Raw genomic sequence first — 20,940 nt, forward strand, 5'->3', positions numbered from 1 at the left:
GGTTTCGTGTCATCCGGACAATCTACGCCGGCTTTTTCCCTGAAATTGTCTAATTTTGCGGACTTCAACGCCGCAACAGGTGTGATCCTCAGATCATGTTAGCAGATATTCACAACGAAACCGATGCACGGCAATACCGAATCGCCACTTCTGTATTCTTTTTTATTTCGGGACTGGGTTATTCTTCCTGGGCATCCAGGATTCCGTCTATTCAGCAACAGTTGCACTTAAACGAAGCGCAACTGGGTGCCGTATTATTTGCGCTGCCCATAGGGCTCATGCTAACTATGCCTATTACCGGCAAGCTGCTGGGCAGCTTCAGCAGCCGGAAGATTATGATGTTTGGCGCAATGGCGTTTAACGTAGTACTGAGTTTACCTGGTTTCACCACCCACATCTGGCAACTGGCGCTGTTATTATTCTGCTTTGGCTCTGCCCGTAATTTGCTGAATTTATCTATGAATGCGCAGGCGGTAGCAGTGCAACACCTGTATCCCCGGTCTATTATGACCACCTTTCATGGTATCTGGAGTGTGGCAGGTTCTGTAGGTGCGCTGACAGGCTTACTCATGGTGTCTATGAATATTGCACCGTCTTATCACTTGTTATTGGTGAGTGTATTGTTGTTGGGGTTCTGTGTATACTATTATCCTAAAACCTTTCCCGATCAACCGGTGAAAGATCCCGTGAAACGTGCCGCCTTTTCCTTACCGGATAAATCATTGCTGCGGTATTCCCTGATCTGCTTTGCCTGTATGGCAACAGAGAATACGATGTACGACTGGAGCGGGTTATATTTTCAAAAAGTAGTTGGCACCGGTAAATCTACAGCGGTAGCGGCTTTCGTAATCTATATGGTAGCGATGACCACCGGCCGTTTTGCCGGCGATAAGCTGGTGAAAAAATGGGGCATCAAAACTATCCTGTTGTATAGTGGCTGGTTGATTCTCAGCGGCCTGCTGCTGGCTATCCTGTTGCCTTACCCGGTAACGGCAGGTATCGGGTTCATTTCTGCAGGATTAGGTGTGGCTTGTGTGGTTCCGTTGGTGTTTAGCCTCGCGGGGAAATCAAAAAATACCAACAGCGGACAAACATTGGCTTCTATTTCCACTATCGGCTACCTGGGATTCCTGGTAGTGCCGCCACTGATTGGGTTTGTAGCACAGGCAACCAGCTTACGGTTGTCGTTTGGTATTATGGCCATCTGTGGACTGCTTATTATACTGATGGTACGCGGACTGAAAGAAGCATAATATAAGAGCCCCCAAGCTTTCGGCGAGGGGGCCTGATGACTAAAACAAAACCTGAGCCTTTGGGCAACCGGCTATTAGCATACCCAAAACGTTTCTCCGCAGCTGATGAACTGGGTAGTCGGCAATGACTGGTTTTTAACCGCCTGGGGCGACACTTTACTCAAAGTAGCCACGGTAATTTTGGTAAGCTTCAGTTTTGAGGTGATTTTCTTTTTCATCGTAGTACAGATTTAAGGTTTATTGAATCTACTGAAAGCAACCTTGTCTGTCAATCACGGAAAAAGGGGATTTATTATTGTTGCGCTCCCTTGCTGATGCTGTTATTCACGATCCGCGGCTGACCATCAATATCCAACGTTCCATTCACATCAGCAGCAATCACCACACCACTATTTTTAGCCGGTGAATTAGCTGTGATATGCAAATCAGGAATAGTGGTACTCACCAGCAATGGATCCACCCCATATGTGGCACTCGCATCTACGCCGGCAGTAGTTTTCCAGGTGGCAAAGTCTGTGATGATATGATCGTTGGTGCTGCCCCAGATCCACTGCGGAGTGCCGGTAGTGTAATACAAATTATTATCGATGATATTTCCGGAACCAGAGTTGGTGTACTTATGAATGATTACATCTACCGGTCTGGCATATACGATATTATTTTTAATGACGTTATCGAAGCATTGTTCTGTCAATCGTATTTCTCCTTCTATTTCACCATAGGCGCCCACCACCTTGTTATTAAACAGCAGCGTATTATTCACCACATAACAATTACGCGTACCTCCGGAAGTATAGCCCAGGTAGCCACCAAGATAAATACCGGTGAGCCAGCCGTTATACACAAAATTATTTCTTACAATACAATTGCTGGTTGGGTAATCATTGTTTTCGCTCACAATGCCAATACCACGATCGGCTTCATGTATTTTATTTCTTTCTACAATAATATTCCGGGCTCCGTCTACGTAAATCGCAATGGCGCCGTGCCCGTGTATTCCGCCTATGGGGCCCCGTGTTATGTCGATGTTATATAATTCATTTTCGCTGATCACACCATTGCGTGCATAATTAAAAGCGGGATTAGTATTGGCGGCATAACCACCTGCTGCGTCTATGCCGATATTTTCTGTGTTATAAATGGTATTTCTGCGAATGGTAAATCCATCTACATAACCATTGATGGTCAGGTTTTCACTATATCCTGTTTTGGTATCATGAATGATATTATCTTCCACCAGGATATTTTTCATCACATCAGCAGTGTTGCCAATAATTTCAATACCATGACCACTTCTTCCCTGTGAAGGAGCTGCATTATTCTCGATGTTATAAATTTTATTTTTCCGGATGATGATATTGCCAGACCCTGCGTTGGCTGTCACACCGTTCACGTTGGTGCCGGCAGCACTGGTCTTTAGATTGCAGATATCAAATCCTTCCAGCACTACATAGCTGGCATTACTGATCATGACCAATGATTCATTACCCGACACCGTAAGACCCGTACCATCAATCACCGCTTTTTCTCCCGCATAGGCTTTCAGGGTAATTAATTTCTCAAGGCGGCCTGATTTAGGAAATACTACTTTTTCTCCGTAGTTGCCGGCTCTTACAATCACGCTATCGCCCGGAATTGCTTTTGCCAGGGCCGCGTTAATGGTGCGCATAGGGCTACCGATGGCCCCATTGGCAGCATCACTACCAGTAACGGATACGTAATAAGTATGCGGTTTTACAACGGCAACAGGCGCCGTTTTATCACTTTTGTTACACGCACCAGTGAGGCTGCCGATAGCTGCCAATAAAAAGATATACATGTGTTTGCTTAACATTGTTTTAAAATATAAGGCCGCCATACACGGTAGTGTATAGCGGCCGGGGTTCGCATATTAGAGGACTACTCTGATACTATCTTTCTTACCCTGTTGTTATTCTTATCCAACACATACACCACATCGTTCTTATCTACGGTTACGCCCATAGGTGCATTGAAGGCTGCCAGTCCGCCGATGCCGTCAGAGAAACCAGGCGTACCGCCTCCGGCATAGGTAATCACTTCCCAGGTATTAGGGTAAACAGCACGGATGCTCTCATCTACATTAGCACCATAGCTACCGTTACCGGCTACGTATATCATACCATTATCACCTACTGCCAATCCCCAGGGATTGGCAAACCTTGCAGCGGCGCCAATACCATTCACAAAACCGGCTGCCCCGGTTGTACCGGCAATTACGCTGCGTTCCCAGGTACCTGCTTTAAACTTCAAAATGGTTTGATCGCCATAACTGGATACATACAAATTACCATCCTTATCGAAACTCATTCCCCCGGGATTGTTAATACCACTGAGGAATGTTTCGCTGCTGCCGTCGGATTTTAATTCCATGATGACACCATTGCCGGGATTGGAATAAAATATCCTTCCGGATTTTTTATCTACAGCAATATTCCATGGTTCCTGCGCCGCATCTCCCAGGGAAGAAGTAGTGCCATCCGGCGTAATTTTACGGATATGCCATACACCCGGATCCGCCACATATACGTTGCCCGCAGCATCCGTAGCCACTCCATAAGGAATGGAGAAGCGGGCCGTTGAGCCCTGTCCTTCATCACCACCACCGTGGCCGGGACTACCCGCCAATACGGTTGCATTACCTGCAGCATCAATTTTACGGATACAGTTATTTCCGGGATCTGTTACAAATACATTCCCCTTGTCGTCTGTAGCTATTCCCATCATTCTAAACCAGCTCTGTCCATTAAAGTTGAACATCGCATCTGCGCCTTTCCCATCTGCATATCCTGCTGTACCATTACCCGCCAATGTAGTCACAGTTCTCGTGAATATATAGTTGAATGGCGCGCTGCTCACTACACTATCTTTTCCGATAGACACCACCAGGTTGCCTGACCCGCATCTTTTTGGTACAATCACCATAATTTGTTTGGTATTGGCTCCTACTATTTTGCAGGGCTTACCATTGATAGTAACCTTCAAAGCCGAAGTATCAGATGAAAAGTTATCACCGGTGATGAGTACTTCTGTGGTAGCGCCACCACTGGCGGGAATAAAGTCTGTCAGCACAACAGGTTGCCCCGCGGCATGTTTCAAATCACTATCTTTTTTACAACTGGTAAAGACAGCTGCAACCAAAAAACAACCTGTAAGTATATATGAATTCAGTGGCCTGATCATAACCGTTAATTGAGAATTAAATAAAGAAAATTATTACCACCCTGGATTCTGTACCAGTCCCCTCGCTCTTTCCATATCCTTCTGCTGTATTGGGAACAGGTACATCCTGTCATCCCAGAATCTCTTCTGGAAAAGCGTTCTGTTATAAAAGTCAGTGAAAGCAAATCCCTGTTTGTTATCGTTCGCATTTACGTTCATCCCGTAAATAGCCTGGTTTTCCGGTTTACTCATCCGCAGGCGGCGAATCAGTGTTAAGTACCGGTCACCTTCAAAGCAAAGTTCTACCTGTCTTTCTCTCAGGATATATTCTCTCATTTTGGTCTGATTGCCTACTGCATCCGGATAAGCTACTTCTATCCCCGGAATACCTGCTCTTTGTCTGATCATATCCAGGTACTTCACGATATCCGTATTGGCAGGATCATATTCGTTGAGTGCCTCCACATAGTCCAATAATATTTCAGCATAACGGATAAGGATCCACGGAGAACGATAAGCGCCACTCACCATGGTGCGGATATTATCATTAGGACTCAGGAGCTTACTGGGCAGATAACCTGTAATAACATTACTTCCCTGGGATATCATCCCTGATTTACCACTGTAATAAAATTCTATTCTGCCGGTACCATCTTTATTATTATCGGAAGAAAAATAATTACGTTCATCCGGCGAAGTGGCTGCCGTAACAGGGCGGCCATTGTAGGCAATGTAAGCATAGAAACGGGGCTCACGGTTAGCATACATATTCCAGTCGCCTTTATGATGTTCCCATCCATTATCACCTGCTTTGGAGGCAAAACCAGTTTCCTGGTAACCGGAAGCAGGATCATCAATGGTTTTACCATTATTCATGTAAAATGCATCAACTACATTTTGTGTAGCATTGTATAAATCCAGTCCTGATGGGCCGGGCGAAGAACAAGCAGTATACCCCCAACGATCCCAGTTCATAGAAGCCAGGATGATTTCATTATTCCAGGAAGTCAGAAACAAATCACGCACAGATTCGTAGGGATTAAACTGGCTTCCACCGTTGTCCAGGTTGGTGAACAACTTATAAATGTTTGAATCAATAATGGCTTTGGCAGCGTTGGCAGCTGTACGCCATTTATTAACATCATAGGCAGCAGGCGCCAAAGGCGTACCATCCTGATTTTTGAAATTAGCAAAACGCGGATTACCATTCCACAACGGACTGGCAGCCCATAGCGCTACCTTCTCTTTAATCGCCATACAGGCGCCTTTGGATACACGGCCGTTATTACCCGCATTCCAGGTAAAAGGTAATCCTTTCGCTGCTGCATCCATCAGGCCATTGATATGGGCTACACAGTCCGCAAATGGCGCCCTGGTTAATTTATTATAATCATCATTCTGACTCATGGTACCAGTTACGATAACGAACGGACCATACTGTCTTAACAGCATCCAATAAAAATATCCACGGAGGAACAGGTTCTCTGCTTTATACTGTGCCTTCAGCTCATCGCTCAACTGGATAGCAGGTACTTTATCGATATTCTGCTCAAAAATAAATGACTGGCGAATAGCAGTATAATAGCCACCCCAGTTATAATAGTACCAATCTGACGGGCTCCAGTTGCCACTCACCATATATCTGGCATTGGTACTCGGAATACAAACAGACATTTCATCTGAAACACCAATATTGGCATAATCACTATACCCCGATCTGTAGCTGTAAATATTGCTCAGGTACGCTTCCGCATTGGCCCTGGTTTGCCAGATCTGGTCATCCGTTAAAAGATTATCCGGCTTTTTATCAAGGTATTTACTACAGGCACCCAGCATCATAACGCTCATACCACTGAAAAAAAGTAACAGGTATTTATATCTCTTCATAACAATGATCTTTTTTGCTTCATTAAAACTGTGCTCTTACACCCAGTGTAACTGTTTTAGAATAGGGATACTTCGCTGCATTATTACCCAGTTCAGGGTCCCATAACTTAAATTTAGAGAAGGTAAGCATGTTGGTGCAGGACGTATATACCTGTAAGCTGCTGATACCTCTTCTCTTCATTTCAGGTGTGATAAAAGAATAACTGAGCGAAGCCTGTTTAAGGCGCATAAAGCTGCCATCTCTTATCCACCAGCTACTGTTTACATAGTTATTATCATTGGTATTCGCTACAGTGAGTCTTGGGTAGTGTACGTTCTGGCTTGGATTGTCCGGTGTCCAGCGGTTCATCATATCTTCCATTACTGCGGCAGTATATTGTCCCATACCGGCAAATGGCACAATACCTACGCCCGGAGCGCCGGCGCCATCCATTTTAACATCGGTACCATTCGCCATAATACCTACATCAGCTACACCTGCGAAGACGGCAGAGAGTTCAAACTTTTTATATCCGATGTTGAAACCATAACCATATGACCAGGTTGGAAAAAATGATTTGCCGAGATAGGTTTGATCATCTCCATTAATTTTACCATCCCCACTCAGGTCTTTGTACTTTATATCACCAGGATAAACTACCCTGCTTTGTGTAGGGCTTTTTGCTACATCATCATTACCGGTAAACAGTCCCAGGCTCTCGTAACCGTAAAACTCACCAAACTTATGTCCTTCCATTTGTTGATACGGGAATATCGCTTTAGGCGCATCTGCATAAACGATACGGTTCTTAGCATAAGTAACGTTACCGAATAAACGAATAGAAACATCCTTTCCTATATGATCAGTATATTCCAGGCTGGCATCCATACCTTTGTTCACCATCTCGCCTATATTGCCAAATATGGAAACACCGGAATAACCACCGATGGGAGAAATACTACTTCTTGCAACAAGTATAGCAGTTCTTTTATCCTGGAATAAATCTACCACCAGGTTCAGCTTATTCAGGAAACCAGCTTCCAGGCCGATATCTGCTTTTGCAGATTTCTCCCAGGTCAGTCCTTCGGTACCAATCACACTGGCCGCAATACCATTGTGATAGGTAGGCGTTCCGGCACTGCCAAATGATACGCCACCTGCGCCGGTGTTATAGGTTGTTAAATAACCAAAACGGTTACCCTGACCTATTTGGTCGTTACCCGTCATACCATAGGAACCTCTTATTTTCAGCAGGGTTACTGCTTTTACTACAGGCTGGAAGAAATTTTCTTTTGAAATCACCCAACCAATAGATCCTGCAGGAAAATATCCCCATCTTTTACCTTTCTCAAAATTCTCGGAGCCTGTAGCACCCATATTTATTTCTGCCAGGTATTTATCCATATAAGAATAAGTAACCCTGGCGGCTACATTCTGGTTGCGGTAGGGAATAGCGGTTATTGCATCACCGGCAGATCCTCTCAAACGATTGCGGATACTACCCACCAGTAAGCCACCGAAATTATGTTTACCAAAACTACGGTCGTAGGTCAGGTTACCTTCCAGGTACATCATACGTTCACCCGAAGAAGAAGCACCGTAGCCCAGGTAAGTATCCCCTGTTCTTACAGGCTGTCCAAAAATAAAGCTGCCATCTTCGTTTCTGCCGGAGGCGTACCAAAGGTCATTTAGTCCTTTCCTGGAATTATCAAATTCACTATAGGTATCAAATGAAAAGCGTGCGTTGGCACTCAGTCCTTCTGTGATAGCATCCAGTTTCTGGTTCAGTGATAACACAGACTGGATAGAAGGTTTGAACTCTGTACTGTAACCTGAATTTTGCACCAGGTTAAACGGGTTGGCGCCACCATTATTAATAGGCCCCGCCCACTTATTACCGGGATACGAAACCGGGAAAGAAATAGGATTAGTACCATAAGTATTATACCAGATGCTTCCGGCGGAGTTGCCCGGAAAACGGCTATTTACCAGCATTGAAGCCAGGTTGAGGGAAAGCAGTGTTGTTTTGGTGACATTCAGGTCTACATTACTTCTGAAATCGTATCTCTTGAAATTAAGGTTGGGGTTATAATCATTTATCTTTTTCACCTTGTATTGTCCGTCCTGGTTATAAAACGACATCGATACATAATAACGCATGGACTCTCCACCACCACTTACATTTACGTTGGCATTGGCCATTGCTGCCCAGTCCTTATAAATCGTATTGATCCAGTTTACATTTGGATACAGGTATGGATCCAGTCCACTGGCCGTTTTCCGGATCACCTCATCTGTATAAACAGGTTGATCTCCGGCATTCGTCCGCGCCTCATTATATAGTTTCATATAATTTACGCCATCCAGCATTTTAGGCAGCTTAGTTAAACCACTATAACCTGTTTCTGCTTTGGCAGATACTTTAGGCTTACCGGCAATACCTCTGCGGGTAGTAATAATCAATACGCCATTGGCACCTTTCGCACCGTACACGGCGGTAGCAGAAGCATCTTTCAGCAAGGAAATGCTCTGGATATCTTCCGGATCTATATTATTAAATGCACCTCCATAGGTACTATTCACATCTTCGCGTTGCACCCCATCCACAATAATTAATGGAGACGTGCTACCCACAAAAGTGCCAATACCACGGATAGTGAAATTGGGATTATCATAACCGGGCTCACCACCTGCACTCGCCATAGAAATCACACCGGCCACTTTACCTACCAACGCATTGGTTAATGTGCGTACAGGCGTTTTCATGTCCGCCATATTCACCGTGGAAACAGCACCTGTTACGGTTACTTTTTTCTGTGCACCGAAACCCACTACCACCACTTCATTCAGCTTATCCACTTTAGCGGTTAAACTGATTTTCATGGATTTCTGGCTAACCACGCGCACTTCTTCGGAATTCATTCCCATCATACCTACTTTCAGGATATCATCCTTGGCAGCGTTGATGGAAAATACGCCCATTACATCGGTCACCGTACCTTTATTGGTTTCCTTTACAGTAACTGTAGCACCGGGTAATGGATTACCATCGGCGTCCATCACCTGACCACGTACCAGCCACTCATTCTGCTTTTCAGCCGGAGCAGCAGGCGCCGCAACTGATTCCTGCGGCACTGCTTTCTTGTCCAGTACAATACGGTTACGCTGTACCACATAGCTGATATTCCGGCTCTTAAAAATAAAAGCCAATACATCATCCAGTTTCGCCTGCTGGAAATTCAGCGAGATCTTCTCACCATCATTCAGCAATTGATTGCTGTACACCAGCGTGAGACCAGTTTGCTTTTTAATGGCACGAAAGATCTGCGCCAGCGATACATCATTTCCTGTAACGGTTACAATTGACTGTAGTGAAGGAGTTGGCGTTTGCGCCCGGGCGCTAAAAAACGGCATACCTAAAAGGCTGCATAGCACCAGTAAGTGTACTACTCTTCGCATAGCCATTTGAAAGTGGCGTATACTTTTTCTCATTCGGGAATTGTTTACAAGTTAAAATGATTATACAGCAAATAGCATCTACCACTGCTTTTCAGAACAACTACATCGATTTTGGTAAAACGGGTGACAAGCCGCACGCACTTTTTTTAAAATTATTTTTGGCTGCTGTACTTTAATAATAAACAGATAAATAGTTGACTGGCCAGCATGAATGCTTTCCATATAGCTACTCCGTTTTCGATAAAACGGGTGACAAGCGATGGCTCAAAATTTATTTCAGGATAATTTCGCTACCGGAGAGTTGGTAGTCGAGATGAGCGGTAGTTTTAAGGTCAGATAAAAAATCATCCAGCCTTTTACGGTCCATTAACCCCGTAACGGACTTACCGGCCAGTTTATCTTTATCAATGACAAAGCGCATCCCATAAAAGCGGGTGGCTTCCTGTATTAACGCAGCAAGTGGCATACTGTGATAATAATATACACCTGTACGCCAGGAGGTGACTTCTTCCTCATCAAAGCGACTGGTAGTAAATCCTTTGCCGGCGCCATAATCCGCCTGTTGCCCGGGTTGTAAGGCCTGCCTTTCATTACCTTTCCCATGGGCAATCACACTCCCTGATACCAGCGATGTTTTGATGATACCTGCCTGGTAAGTGTTAATGTTAAAAGCTGTTCCCAGCACCTGCACATTATTTAAAGCCGTATGTACGATAAAAGGACGCTGCGCATCTTTGGCTACATTGAAGTACGCTTCTCCGGCTACATATACTTCCCGGCTGGATTTCCCAAAATGAAAGGGAAAACGCAACCTGGTGGCAGCGTTCAGCCATACCTCCGTGCCGTCAGATAATGTCAGCTTATAACTTTCTCCTGCCGGTATTTCCAGTGTATTTTGTACTGTATCTAAAGAAGTGTATTGTAATGCGCCATTGTTGGTATTTAGCGTCGCATTATGTAAGGCGATGGTTTGGCTACCGCTGTCTTTATTCAATGTGATGGCTTCGCCATGATCCATTACCAGGCGGATCTCCCTTTTCTGTTGCTGCTGGATAGCGTTGGCAGAAGTATATACCGGCGCAGGTTTATGCCAGAAGAAAAATACGAGGATACCACTACCTAACAACAAGGTCATGACGGCGGCAATCATTATTTTTTTCAGTGGAAACACCCGTGCAGGTGGTGCCTCTCCTCTTTCTTCGTGAATGGACTGCAAAGCAGCGGTGGAATCAAGACGTTGCAGGTAACCGCTGGCATTCATGGCTTCATCTTCCTTTACCAGCAGTTCCCATTGTGCTTTGAACGCAGGATTATGCAGCAACTGTTCCTGCACATAACGCTCCTCTTCTGCAGAGAGCGTACCCGACAGGCGTTGTATATATAGTTCAAATATTTTTTCTGCTGCTGCTTCCATGATTGTTAACAAAACACGGCTAATGCCCTTTATTAATGACTGCATGCCGCAATACTTTCAAGCCTCTTTTCAAGTGAGTTTTGAAAGAATTGATGCTGATTCCCATTTCATCTGCTGCCTCCTGGTAACGCTTCCCCTCCATATATACCATTTGTATGGCCGAACGTTTTTGTATAGCCATCCCATTAATAGTAGATAATACCTGTTTATAATAATCCGGAGAAATATCCGGCACACTCATACACGTTTCATCCTGCAATTGTGTGAAAGCCATCTGCTGTTCCCGTTCGTTCTTCTGCTTTTTCAACAAAGTCAGGCAACGGTTTTTAATAGCCTGGTGCAGGTATCCTTTGATATCACCATTGAACTGAAGATATAACTTTTTGTCCCATATGTCCAGGAAAAAAGTCTGTACCAGGTCGTTTGCTTCCGCTTCATTACGTAAAAACCAATACGCATTTACGCACAGCAGCTTATGATACTTCATAAACAAAGTATCATACGCGGCGGTATCCCCGTCTTTTAACCGTTCAACCAGTTCTATGTCTGAAGAATAATCCATTTAATAAGACTGCCGTGTTATTACAGGTGACATTTACACATAACTCCATTGATGGCTATATCGCAAATAGCTGCTATTTGATTGGTTCGACTTAAAATAGTTGCGGAAGAAGCGTATTTCTTCTATTGTTCAACTGTTGTGACTAAAGACTTTGGCTTGATGATTTTAATTTGAAATCAAGGTAAATAAATAATTCGTAAAAATGCATAGCGCCGGGAAAAAAAGTAAAAAGCCCCGGCAAACGGTGCCGGAGCTTTCTTTTCACAGGGGTTTCAGTAGACAGCTTATAATTTAAAGAAGATTTTTTTCTTATATAACCAATAGCACAATCCCCATTCCAGTGCCAATACTACAAAAGCTGAAATTACTTCCTGGATGCCTTCCGGCACTCCCACCATACCGGTAAAGCCTTTTACAAAAATACCGGTGGTTGGATTTACCCACTCTCCTCCTACTGTTTCAAAAAAGAGGTAGATAAAAATTGCGTTCATCCCTACCACAGTGGCTATCCACGCGTAACGCGTATTTTGTTTTACATCTACCACCCAATACAGCAAGGCCAGTAACAACATCACCCAGCCGCCGGAAGCCAGTGTAAAGGAACTGGTGGCAATACGCTTGATAATAGGTGTAATACCTGCCCAATCCAGCCCGAAGCCAGCAACCAAACCCAGGGCGCCTGCCGCCAGCAGTATATTTATTTTTTGGGAAGATGACCGGCTGCTGATCAGTAACTTCCCCGCCAGTACTCCCCAGATAGTATGAGCAGCAGTAGGCAAAAAATTAATGGTCACCCATCCTCCACCATTATTTAGTTTCCCCATTAACACCATATCCATGAATGATCCGAAGTTATGGTCCATTACAAACGGCTCATTATAACCAGGCATCAATACAAAACGATAAAGCAGGTCAGTAGCCAACAATAATAAGAGGCTTACTCCCAACTGGAAAACATAGGAACGGCGTATAATCAGGTAGGCGATAAGGGTGGTGAGGGAGAGTTGTGTCAGCACATTCCATAACTCCCACACTAACCTTCCTGCATATACGCAATGGAGGGCGGTGCCAAATATAAACAACTTTATACAACGAAACGCAATATGCCGGAAGTTTTGTGACCAGGTGATCCCTTTCTGCGTCTTATAATAGTAGGATATATACATGGCAGATCCAGCCATGGTCATGAACGCTGGCTGCACCAGGTCCCAGGCCCGCAGGCCATTCCAGGGATGATGAAAAAACTGTTGAATGATACCGCCGGCAATTCCCGGAGGATCCAAATGCGCAATTGACGAGTATATGCGGGCGCTCTCCCCTGCCAGGAGAATCATGATAAGGCCGCGCATCACATCCAGGGAAATCAGTCTTTGGTTGACATTGGTTGTACTGTTCATTATCCTGATTGTAGCGTTAATTTAATAATTATTCCGGCATATTTAATAAAAAAGATGCCGCCCCTTCATCAGGAATAGTTCCCAACTGAGTCCCCCAATCGCTGGTAGTAGCCACCATACCAAGTCGTATAGCCATCCCCGTAAATCCTTTGATCTTTGAACGATCCAGTTTTCCTTCAAACCGAAGCAGCCCATTATTTTCCTGCAACGTACCTATGGCGTAAAAATCAGTACCCGACTGCGGATCAAAGTTGAACCCTGTTTGGGGACCACTGTGATAATACATGGCCATCGGAATAGGAGCAGATCCCAACAACCATTGCCCTTCCAGCAATACATCATAGCCGCCACTGGTGAAGAGCGCCGTCAGTAACCCTGTACCGGCATTGTTGTCGCTATCTATGTACACATCGAAAATCACCCCATCCGACTGCTTACCACTCATCTCCACATAGAAATACACATACTGCCCATCGTAGTCAAATTTGGCCTTCTTAAACACTCCTCCTTTAGGGCCGGCAGTCATTACGTTCTGCGTCAGCGTATCCCAGTCCGCCAAACTGTTATCATTCAGCTTAACAGGCGACGTCTTTGAAATCCGTATTACCGTTGAGCCTTCCGCCGTTACCCCATCTCCCGAAGTAGCATACAAGGTAGGTACATACTTACCCTTACCTTTATACGTATGCACCGGGCTTTGCTCTGTGGACGTAGTACCATCGCCAAAATCCCATTTCCAGGATACCGCCCCGGTGGTAGTATTGTTAAACTTCACCTGGTTGCCATCAACAGCAATGGTGTATACCACTACCGGCGCCGGTTTAGCATCATCTTTTTTACAGGAAACCGCTACACATAGTAGCAATAATATATAAAGCAATGACTTTTGCATGTTCAGTGTTTTAAGGATTCTGGGTACACAGTTTATTCGTTTCTACTTCATCAATCGGGATATAGTAGATGATCTTCGGATTATCCGGCTGTATGATCATATTGGCATAGCCTGATGGGTGCCTGGATAAATCAATATCTGATTGCTTCAGGCCGGGTAAATGATAGCCCCAATAGGTTCTGTTCATTGGCCTTTTATTCCGGTACAAATCATAACTACGATGCCCCTCAAAAGCTAACTCCAGGCGCCTTTCCTTTAATACAACGTCCAGCGCCGATTTACCCGCCGGCAATTGCTGATGATACAAGGCATTTGCTAAACCACGGTTGCTGCGGATCATGTCCACATCATCCAGCGCCGCGGCTACATTTCCAGCCTTTGCATTGGCCTCCGCCCGGTTGAGATACATCTCTGCCAACCGAAACAAAATCGGTGAACTCAACGTAGGCCGCTTATCCTGGCCGGAGAACTTGGAAATATAATAAATGTCGATTCCATTCTTTTGCTGCAATACCCCGTTACCATCTTTCAGGGGCACAATATACTTCCAGCGTACATCTTCCGGATTGGCTGCCATGGTATCTCTCAGCGAAGCAGACGCAAACTCCTCTCCCCAACCGGAGTTGCCATCGGAATAAATCATGGACGCAATAGAACCGAATTTGCCGTAATCATCCAACTGCGTAAAGGCCACACAAAAAATAGTTTCACTGCCACCAATTGCATTCGCAAATAAATCAGGATAAGTGGCACTGGTAGTCAGCGAAAAGCGGCCGCCATCTATTACTTTGTTAGCGAAATAAATGGTGCTGTCGTTCACTCCTTCATAGAGATAAGCCCTGGAAAGCAATGCCCATGCGGCGTCTTGTGAGGCATATTGTTTTCCCCTGGCTTGTGTCATCAGGTCGGCGCCGCGTCGTGCATCAGCAATTACCTGCTTATATACCTCCGCTACTGATGCCCGCGCCTTCTGTGCCGGATCACTGGTAGACGTTCGCAGGATCACCCCCTGCGCTGCCGGGTTCAGCGTATATGGCATGGCGAATATTTTCACCAGGTTGAAATGCACTAACGCCCGGAGGAAATAACATTCTCCCAACAACTGTTGCGTAGTAGCATCTGCGTTAGGCAGCTTCTCCACCGCTTCTATCACCGTGTTGGCATCATTGATAATTTTATAGGAGATATACCAGAAGTAACGGGTATTCGTTTGCGTTGGAGAATGATCCAGCGAAAAGCTGTAGAACAGCGGATCTTCGGTGGTTTGTCCACATACAATATCATCGCTGGCAAAATCAGACAGTTGAAAATATTGACGCAGGTACATGTTGTTATCATCTGTAGTACCATTAAAAGGCACATGATCTTTCAGGAGCGAATAGGCACCATTCACTGCATTCTTCAGCCCATCCGGTGAACCGGTAATTGTTCCAGTGGTGAGCGCATCACTGGGATTTACATCTTTCATACAACCGGTTTGCCATAGCAACAACGGTAGTAACAATACTATTATAATAACTGATCTCATGACAGGCAGTTTAAAATCTGAAATTAATATTGAACAGGTATTGGCGGTTATTCGGATACTTGAAATCCGATACGCCGGGCATCACCTGTGAGCCGGGCGTGATGGTGGTTTGCGGATCCTGGCCCAGGAAATTAGTGAAGGTGTGCACGTTGTCGGCGGTGAAACCCACGGTAATCCCTTCCATGTTCAAACGGCTGACCAACTGCCGCGGCAGTTCATAACTCAACCGGATATTACGCAACGCCAGGAAGCTGCCATCTTTCAAAAAGCGTGTAGACGTTTGCGTGGAATTGGCGGAATTCTGCGGGCTGGGTTCTGTGGCGTCATCACCCGGTTTACTCCAGGTACTGCTGCCTTTAGGCAAATTCACCTGGTTGTAATAAGGCTCATTGCCATCATTTTCTACAAAGCGCAGGTTGTTGCTGTATACTTTGTTGCCCGACAAAAAATAGATATTCACGCCCAGCGAAATACCGTTATAACTAAAGGTATTAGTCATGCCGCCCTGGAATTCAGGCAGCGCAGATCCTACCTCCTGGTAGGTAGCACTGGCATAATTGGAAGTAGATTTCCGGGTACCATCTTTTTCCACCACTTCCCATAAGGGTGCACCCGTTTGTTTATCTACGCCCAGCCACTTCGGCATATAAAATTCATACAGGTTGCCACCGTTGCGATAAATCTGTGAAATGCTCCAGGTAGATTGGGTATTGATAATATTTGCGGGAAACTGCTGTAAGCGGTTCGTATTGAAATTGATATTGAAGTCGGTGTTCCATTGGAATTTTCCTGCACGCACATTTAAACTGCTGATACCTACTTCTATCCCGTTGTTCACCAGCTGTCCAACGTTCTCCCAGCGGGTTTCAAAGCCTACAGACAGTGGCTGCGATACCTGCAGCAACAGGTTTTTAGTGATGTTGTTGTACACATCCACACTAAGGTCTATACGCTTAAACAAGCCGATATCTATCCCGCCATTCCACTGGTATTTGCTTTCCCAGGTAAGATCAGGGCTGGGGAGCTGGGAGGGCGTGGCAGCGGTTTGCTGGTTATACTGCCCCGATAGTGAAAACAGCGCCAGGTAACGCGACGACCCGATATCCTGTGTACCGGTAACCCCATAGCTGGCCCGGAGCTTTACATTATTGAACACTTCATTATCTTTCAAAAAATCTTCATTGCTCACCAACCATGCAGCAGATATTGCCGGGAAAGGTGCATAGCGGTTGCTGGATGGGAAATTGGAAGAACCATCTACGCGGAAAGATCCGGTGAGGAAGTATTTATCCAGGTAGCTATAATTCACCTGCGAAATAAACGACTGGATAATGGCTTCATTCACACTCCCAAACACTTGCTGATTACGGGATACTACGTTCAATACTTTCAACCCCACAGGAATCCCTTTTCCGGAAGCTCCTAAAATTTCCGCATTACTTCCTTCAAAAGCCACGCCGGCAAGGCCGCTGATCCGATGGTTGCCCATATGAAAATCCACTTTCAACAGGTTGTTGGAGATATAACCGTAGTTGAGCGTACTCTGCTCATTCAGATAGCCGTCGCCGTGATACTGACCGGCCACCTGTGGAGAATACCACGTTTTATTTTTGTTATAACCCAGCGATAAACGATTGGTGCTGGAAAACGTGAGCCAGTTGGTGATGCCGACATTCAATCCCATATCATAATTCACATCAAAATTTTTATACGGGTGCTCAGAATTCTGAATGGTATGTATCGGGTTCACTTTATCCCTCGACCACCATTTAAATGGTGCATTGCCGTCTACATACAGCGCTTTGCCGCTGCTATCATAAGGATTATCCCAGGGCATGTTCAGGAACGCGTAATACATATCGTTGTAGTCGTATGTTTTACCGAAAGCGCCGCTGAGGTTGATGTTGTTGGTAAGACTGATATTTTTCGTGAAGTGATAGGTCGAATTAGCTCTCAGGTTCACCCGTTGATAATTGGTATTCATGAAAGTACCTTTCTCATTGTAGTACGAGAGTCCCAGGTAATAATCTGCTTTATCTGTTTTACCGCTGGCAGATACATATACATTTTGCATAGGTGCGCGGCGGAACATATCTGTTAGCCAGTTGTAGTCCTGATTTTTCAGGGACAGCGGGCGTTCGTTGTAGAACTTCACCAGGTCTATTTTGTAGGAGTTATCGGTGGCACCTGGGATATAATCGCGGTAGAATTCCTTTTGGCGTTCGTACAATTCACTGCCATTCATCATATCCATAGTACCAAAATCAGGCGTACGAAAGCCGGTAGTAATCTTTGCCTCGAAGCGTGTTTTACCGGAGGCGGCTCTTTTGGTGGTGATGATAATGACGCCGGCATTGGCCTGTGAGCCATACATCGCGGTGGCGCCGGCATCTTTGAGCACTGTTACCGTAGCAATATCATTGGGATCATAGTTACCGCCGATGATACCATCTACTACTACCAGTGGGCTTTGAGAAGCATTCACCGAAGAAATGCCGCGCATGCGTATTTCAGCAGCGGCGCCGGGTACACCAGAGCTGCTCACTACCTGCAGACCGGCTACTTTTCCCTGTAGCATAGTTCCTACGTCGTTGGTGGTGACATCTTTTAACTTGGTGGCATCTACTACGGCCACGGCGCTGGTGAGTTCACTTTTTCTCTTGTCGGAGTAACCTACTACAATCACCTGGTCCAGCTGGCTGTTGCCGGATTTCATGGTCACCTGCATTCCCTGCCGGGCGGGGAGCTCCTGCTTGTCATAGCCGGTAAAGGTGAATACCAGTATTTCTCCGGCGTTGGCGGTTACAGTAAACTGACCGCTGCCGTTGGTGGCATTTCCCCTGCCCGTTCCTTTTACTATCACGGTGGCGCCGGGCAATGGCGTACCATCGGCGGTTTTCACGATACCGGATATCTTACCCAACGTATCGGCAGCGGTTGGCGGGGGCAAAGGTTTCGGACGAATGACGAATACGCCGTCGTTCAGCGTAAAGGTAACCGGTTGATGTTGCAGGCATTGCTCCAATACTGTTTGCACAGATACGCCATTCACCTCTAATGTAACCGGCAGGGTATTTTTCAGTGCCGATTCATTGTACACGATGGTAGCGCCGGATTGCAGGATTATTTCCGCAAATACTTTTTGTAAGGGCATATTTTTCACAGAGAGGGTTACCTGTTGTGAAAAACTCCTGGCGCTTACATGCAAGCAGGCTACCAGGATGAGCCAGGTGGTTATTTTCATCACCCGCAAAATTTTGGTTAATAAAAGTCCCTTGGGGAGAAATGGCTTCTCCTTAAATTTTAAATCCATACTTTTAATAAGGTTTAGAATTCTTAAATGATCATTCGACGGATCTTACAGGATGCTGGACTTTGCCGGGGGTGTGTCCGCACCTCCGGTTTTCCATTGTTCAAAAATTTCGTTCTTCATTTTTTATTTACAGGCGTTTTACGGTAATACAATAACTTTATTTCCGTTCGTTTTAAAGTGATTTGTTCCGTTTTCCTCTAATACGTGCAATACAGCAGACAAATTAAGATTCCGGCTGATACCGCCACCATACAGCTCTTTACCGGGTGCGGCTTCATAAACTATTTCCACATCATACCAGCGGGCTACCTCCCGTAGGATGGTGGATAAATCCATATTATTAAATACAAACAGCCCGTTTTTCCAGGCCATGATTTTGTTGATATCTGCTTCCTTCACCGTTAACTGATGACCGGAAAGCGCCAGTACTGCCTGTTGACCGGGACGCAAAATTTTATCCTGCACTTTTATTTTTCCATCCAGCAGCGTGGCGTTAATACTCGGTTCGTCGGTATAGGCCATCACATCAAAGCGGGTACCCAGCACCTGTACATCCATTTCATTAGCCTGTACTTTAAATGGCTGCCCTGCTTTGGCGGCTACTTCAAAATAGGCCTGTCCCTGTAGCAGCACTTTTCTTTCAGTGCCCGTGAAAGCAGTAGGATAGCGCAGCGAAGAAGCGGAATTCAACCATACCTTGGTACCATCCGGGAACACCACCTGGAACTGGCCACCACGGGGCACGGAGAGGGTATTATATACCACGGCCGCATGGGCGTCGCCGGCCTGGTAAGAAAGTTGCCCGGCGGTATTTTTGATAACGCTGGCGCCACCTTGTTTTCCAATAGCGCCATTAGCCGCATCATCAAGCGCAATGGTACTGCCATCACCTAATGTGAGGGTGGCCTTTTTATTAGCGGGAGGCACCTCTTTCGGAGAGGTATTTACGGCTATTGTATTTTTTGGGGGAGATGGATACCGGAGCTTTAAGCCGATAACACCGGCTACGCCCACTACGGCGGCTACAGATGCCGCCACGAGATAACGACGATAACGCGGATTTTTATTTACGACAATAATTCTTTGCTTTTCGTTTGCTGCCTGCTGCTCTTCCATAACAGGCTGCAGCCGGCTTAGCAGCCGCTGCTCCAGCAGTTGCCGGTCTTCCCCCGGCTCCAGTGGCAGGGATACTTCACTATCGTCAAAGCTGTCATACCAGTCATGAAGCGCACTGCCCTCTTCGGGTGTAGCCTTGCCTTTCAGGTAACGTTGAATCAGGTCTTTTAAATGCTGCATAATAATAGAGTACAGAAATGCCTGCTCTACCCTTAGTCCGGATTAAATTTTTTTTTAGAAGAAGAAAGAAAGATAGGGATATACATCTTTCAAGCGTACGCGAAGTTGTTTCAATGCCTTAGTCAGGTGGGCTTCTACCGTTTTCTCCGACAGTTGCATGGCGGCGGCAATTTCTTTATTGCTGTATTGTTCTTTCCGGCTATATAAAAATACGAGGCGACATTTTTCCGGAAGCCGGGCTATTTCCGCTCCCAATCGTTCCTGTAGCCGGTAATAGTCGAGGTGGTCCATATCCGGCGCCGCTACCTGTTGCATCACCTCCGGGTTATCCAGTGGCTGATCCGGCAGCAGGCGGCTGATCTGGCGGAATACAGCATAGCGGGTAGCGGTAGCCAGGTAACCGGAAAGATGACGTATTTCAAGCACCTCCCTGCGTGCCCACAAACTGGCCAATACTTCCTGCACTACATCTTCTGCGGCGGTACGTACGCGTAGGCGATTATAAGCGATGGCATATAGTTTTTCCCAGTAGCGGTGAAATATTTCGGTGTAGGCCGATGCGTCGGCCTGTTGTAGTCTTTCTAATAACGCTATGTCACTCAGTTCATCCACGTGTGGTAGTTGGTTGATATCCGACGGATGCACTAAAAATAGCGAAAAAGACTTAGAAATTATAACGGCCTTTCAGTATACAGGAAAGCGGACCAACTTTAAAAATATCAAGTAGATGATTTATTTTTATGGTCCCGCCGTAATGATTAATTTGCATTTGTATCTGT

14 protein-coding genes are annotated in these 20,940 nt (G+C 45.6%); 1 reads left to right on the forward strand and 13 read right to left on the reverse strand.

Annotated elements, in window-relative coordinates:
* The first annotated feature begins 95 nt into the window (after positions 1-95).
* Positions 96-1,253: an MFS transporter gene (locus J7623_RS02210; RefSeq protein WP_291916683.1), complete on the forward strand. Its 1,158-nt coding sequence runs from the start codon at positions 96-98 to the stop codon at positions 1,251-1,253.
* 74 nt (positions 1,254-1,327) lie between these two features.
* Here the strand turns inward: J7623_RS02210 and J7623_RS02215 are convergent, their stop codons facing one another.
* The 13 genes from J7623_RS02215 to J7623_RS02275 all read right to left on the reverse strand — a co-directional run bounded on the left by J7623_RS02215 (position 1,328) and on the right by J7623_RS02275 (position 20,773).
* The gene (locus J7623_RS02215; protein WP_291916685.1) at positions 1,328-1,471 is read right to left on the reverse strand and encodes a hypothetical protein; all 144 of its coding nucleotides are present in this window, start codon (positions 1,469-1,471) and stop codon (positions 1,328-1,330) included.
* Positions 1,472-1,545: 74 nt separating this feature from the next.
* Entirely contained in the window at positions 1,546-3,087 is a 1,542-nt protein-coding gene (locus J7623_RS02220) for a DUF1565 domain-containing protein (RefSeq protein WP_291916687.1), read from the reverse strand.
* A gap of 65 nt (positions 3,088-3,152) precedes the next feature.
* Positions 3,153-4,370, reverse strand: coding sequence for an IPT/TIG domain-containing protein (locus J7623_RS02225; protein WP_291916688.1), 1,218 nt, complete (start codon positions 4,368-4,370; stop codon positions 3,153-3,155).
* Positions 4,371-4,487: 117 nt separating this feature from the next.
* Positions 4,488-6,320, reverse strand: coding sequence for a RagB/SusD family nutrient uptake outer membrane protein (locus J7623_RS02230; protein ID WP_291916691.1), 1,833 nt, complete (start codon positions 6,318-6,320; stop codon positions 4,488-4,490).
* A gap of 22 nt (positions 6,321-6,342) precedes the next feature.
* Positions 6,343-9,792 carry a TonB-dependent receptor gene (locus tag J7623_RS02235; protein WP_291916693.1) on the reverse strand — a complete coding sequence of 1,150 codons (3,450 nt, stop codon included), beginning with the start codon at positions 9,790-9,792 and terminating at the stop codon, positions 6,343-6,345.
* Positions 9,793-10,030: 238 nt separating this feature from the next.
* Complete coding sequence (locus J7623_RS02240; RefSeq protein WP_291916694.1) at positions 10,031-11,218, reverse strand: FecR domain-containing protein; 1,188 nt, start codon at positions 11,216-11,218, stop codon at positions 10,031-10,033.
* A complete protein-coding gene (locus tag J7623_RS02245; RefSeq protein WP_291916695.1) occupies positions 11,193-11,735 on the reverse strand; it encodes a sigma-70 family RNA polymerase sigma factor in 543 nt (180 codons plus the stop codon). The genes J7623_RS02240 and J7623_RS02245 overlap by 26 nt, the downstream gene beginning before the upstream one ends.
* A 284-nt stretch (positions 11,736-12,019) precedes the next feature.
* A complete protein-coding gene (locus J7623_RS02250; RefSeq protein WP_291916696.1) occupies positions 12,020-13,132 on the reverse strand; it encodes a DUF5009 domain-containing protein in 1,113 nt (370 codons plus the stop codon).
* Positions 13,133-13,160: 28 nt separating this feature from the next.
* The gene (locus J7623_RS02255; protein WP_291916697.1) at positions 13,161-14,024 is read right to left on the reverse strand and encodes a PKD domain-containing protein; all 864 of its coding nucleotides are present in this window, start codon (positions 14,022-14,024) and stop codon (positions 13,161-13,163) included.
* A 10-nt stretch (positions 14,025-14,034) separates the two neighbouring features.
* Entirely contained in the window at positions 14,035-15,552 is a 1,518-nt protein-coding gene (locus J7623_RS02260; RefSeq protein ID WP_291916699.1) for a RagB/SusD family nutrient uptake outer membrane protein, read from the reverse strand.
* A 10-nt stretch (positions 15,553-15,562) separates the two neighbouring features.
* Positions 15,563-18,865 (reverse strand): TonB-dependent receptor, encoded by a 3,303-nt coding sequence (locus J7623_RS02265; protein ID WP_291916701.1) that lies wholly within the window; start codon positions 18,863-18,865, stop codon positions 15,563-15,565.
* 138 nt (positions 18,866-19,003) lie between these two features.
* The gene (locus J7623_RS02270; RefSeq protein ID WP_291916703.1) at positions 19,004-20,161 is read right to left on the reverse strand and encodes a FecR family protein; all 1,158 of its coding nucleotides are present in this window, start codon (positions 20,159-20,161) and stop codon (positions 19,004-19,006) included.
* A gap of 54 nt (positions 20,162-20,215) precedes the next feature.
* Complete coding sequence (locus J7623_RS02275; RefSeq protein ID WP_291916705.1) at positions 20,216-20,773, reverse strand: sigma-70 family RNA polymerase sigma factor; 558 nt, start codon at positions 20,771-20,773, stop codon at positions 20,216-20,218.
* Positions 20,774-20,940 lie beyond the last annotated feature (167 nt).

The sequence above is a fragment of the Chitinophaga sp. genome (assembly GCF_017745275.1).
Classification (GTDB): Bacteria; Bacteroidota; Bacteroidia; order Chitinophagales; family Chitinophagaceae; genus Chitinophaga.

Excerpts from the sequence above, each read along its gene's own strand:
- J7623_RS02210 (WP_291916683.1), top strand. The coding sequence starts at position 96 with ATGTTAGCAGATATTCACAACGAAACCGATGCACGGCAATACCGAATC.
- J7623_RS02215 (WP_291916685.1), bottom strand. The coding sequence starts at position 1,471 with ATGAAAAAGAAAATCACCTCAAAACTGAAGCTTACCAAAATTACCGTG.
- J7623_RS02220 (WP_291916687.1), bottom strand. The coding sequence starts at position 3,087 with ATGTTAAGCAAACACATGTATATCTTTTTATTGGCAGCTATCGGCAGC.
- J7623_RS02230 (WP_291916691.1), bottom strand. The coding sequence starts at position 6,320 with ATGAAGAGATATAAATACCTGTTACTTTTTTTCAGTGGTATGAGCGTT.
- J7623_RS02235 (WP_291916693.1), bottom strand. The coding sequence starts at position 9,792 with ATGAGAAAAAGTATACGCCACTTTCAAATGGCTATGCGAAGAGTAGTA.
- J7623_RS02240 (WP_291916694.1), bottom strand. The coding sequence starts at position 11,218 with ATGCAGTCATTAATAAAGGGCATTAGCCGTGTTTTGTTAACAATCATG.
- J7623_RS02245 (WP_291916695.1), bottom strand. The coding sequence starts at position 11,735 with ATGGATTATTCTTCAGACATAGAACTGGTTGAACGGTTAAAAGACGGG.
- J7623_RS02250 (WP_291916696.1), bottom strand. The coding sequence starts at position 13,132 with ATGAACAGTACAACCAATGTCAACCAAAGACTGATTTCCCTGGATGTG.
- J7623_RS02255 (WP_291916697.1), bottom strand. The coding sequence starts at position 14,024 with ATGCAAAAGTCATTGCTTTATATATTATTGCTACTATGTGTAGCGGTT.
- J7623_RS02260 (WP_291916699.1), bottom strand. The coding sequence starts at position 15,552 with ATGAGATCAGTTATTATAATAGTATTGTTACTACCGTTGTTGCTATGG.
- J7623_RS02265 (WP_291916701.1), bottom strand. The coding sequence starts at position 18,865 with ATGGATTTAAAATTTAAGGAGAAGCCATTTCTCCCCAAGGGACTTTTA.
- J7623_RS02270 (WP_291916703.1), bottom strand. The coding sequence starts at position 20,161 with ATGCAGCATTTAAAAGACCTGATTCAACGTTACCTGAAAGGCAAGGCT.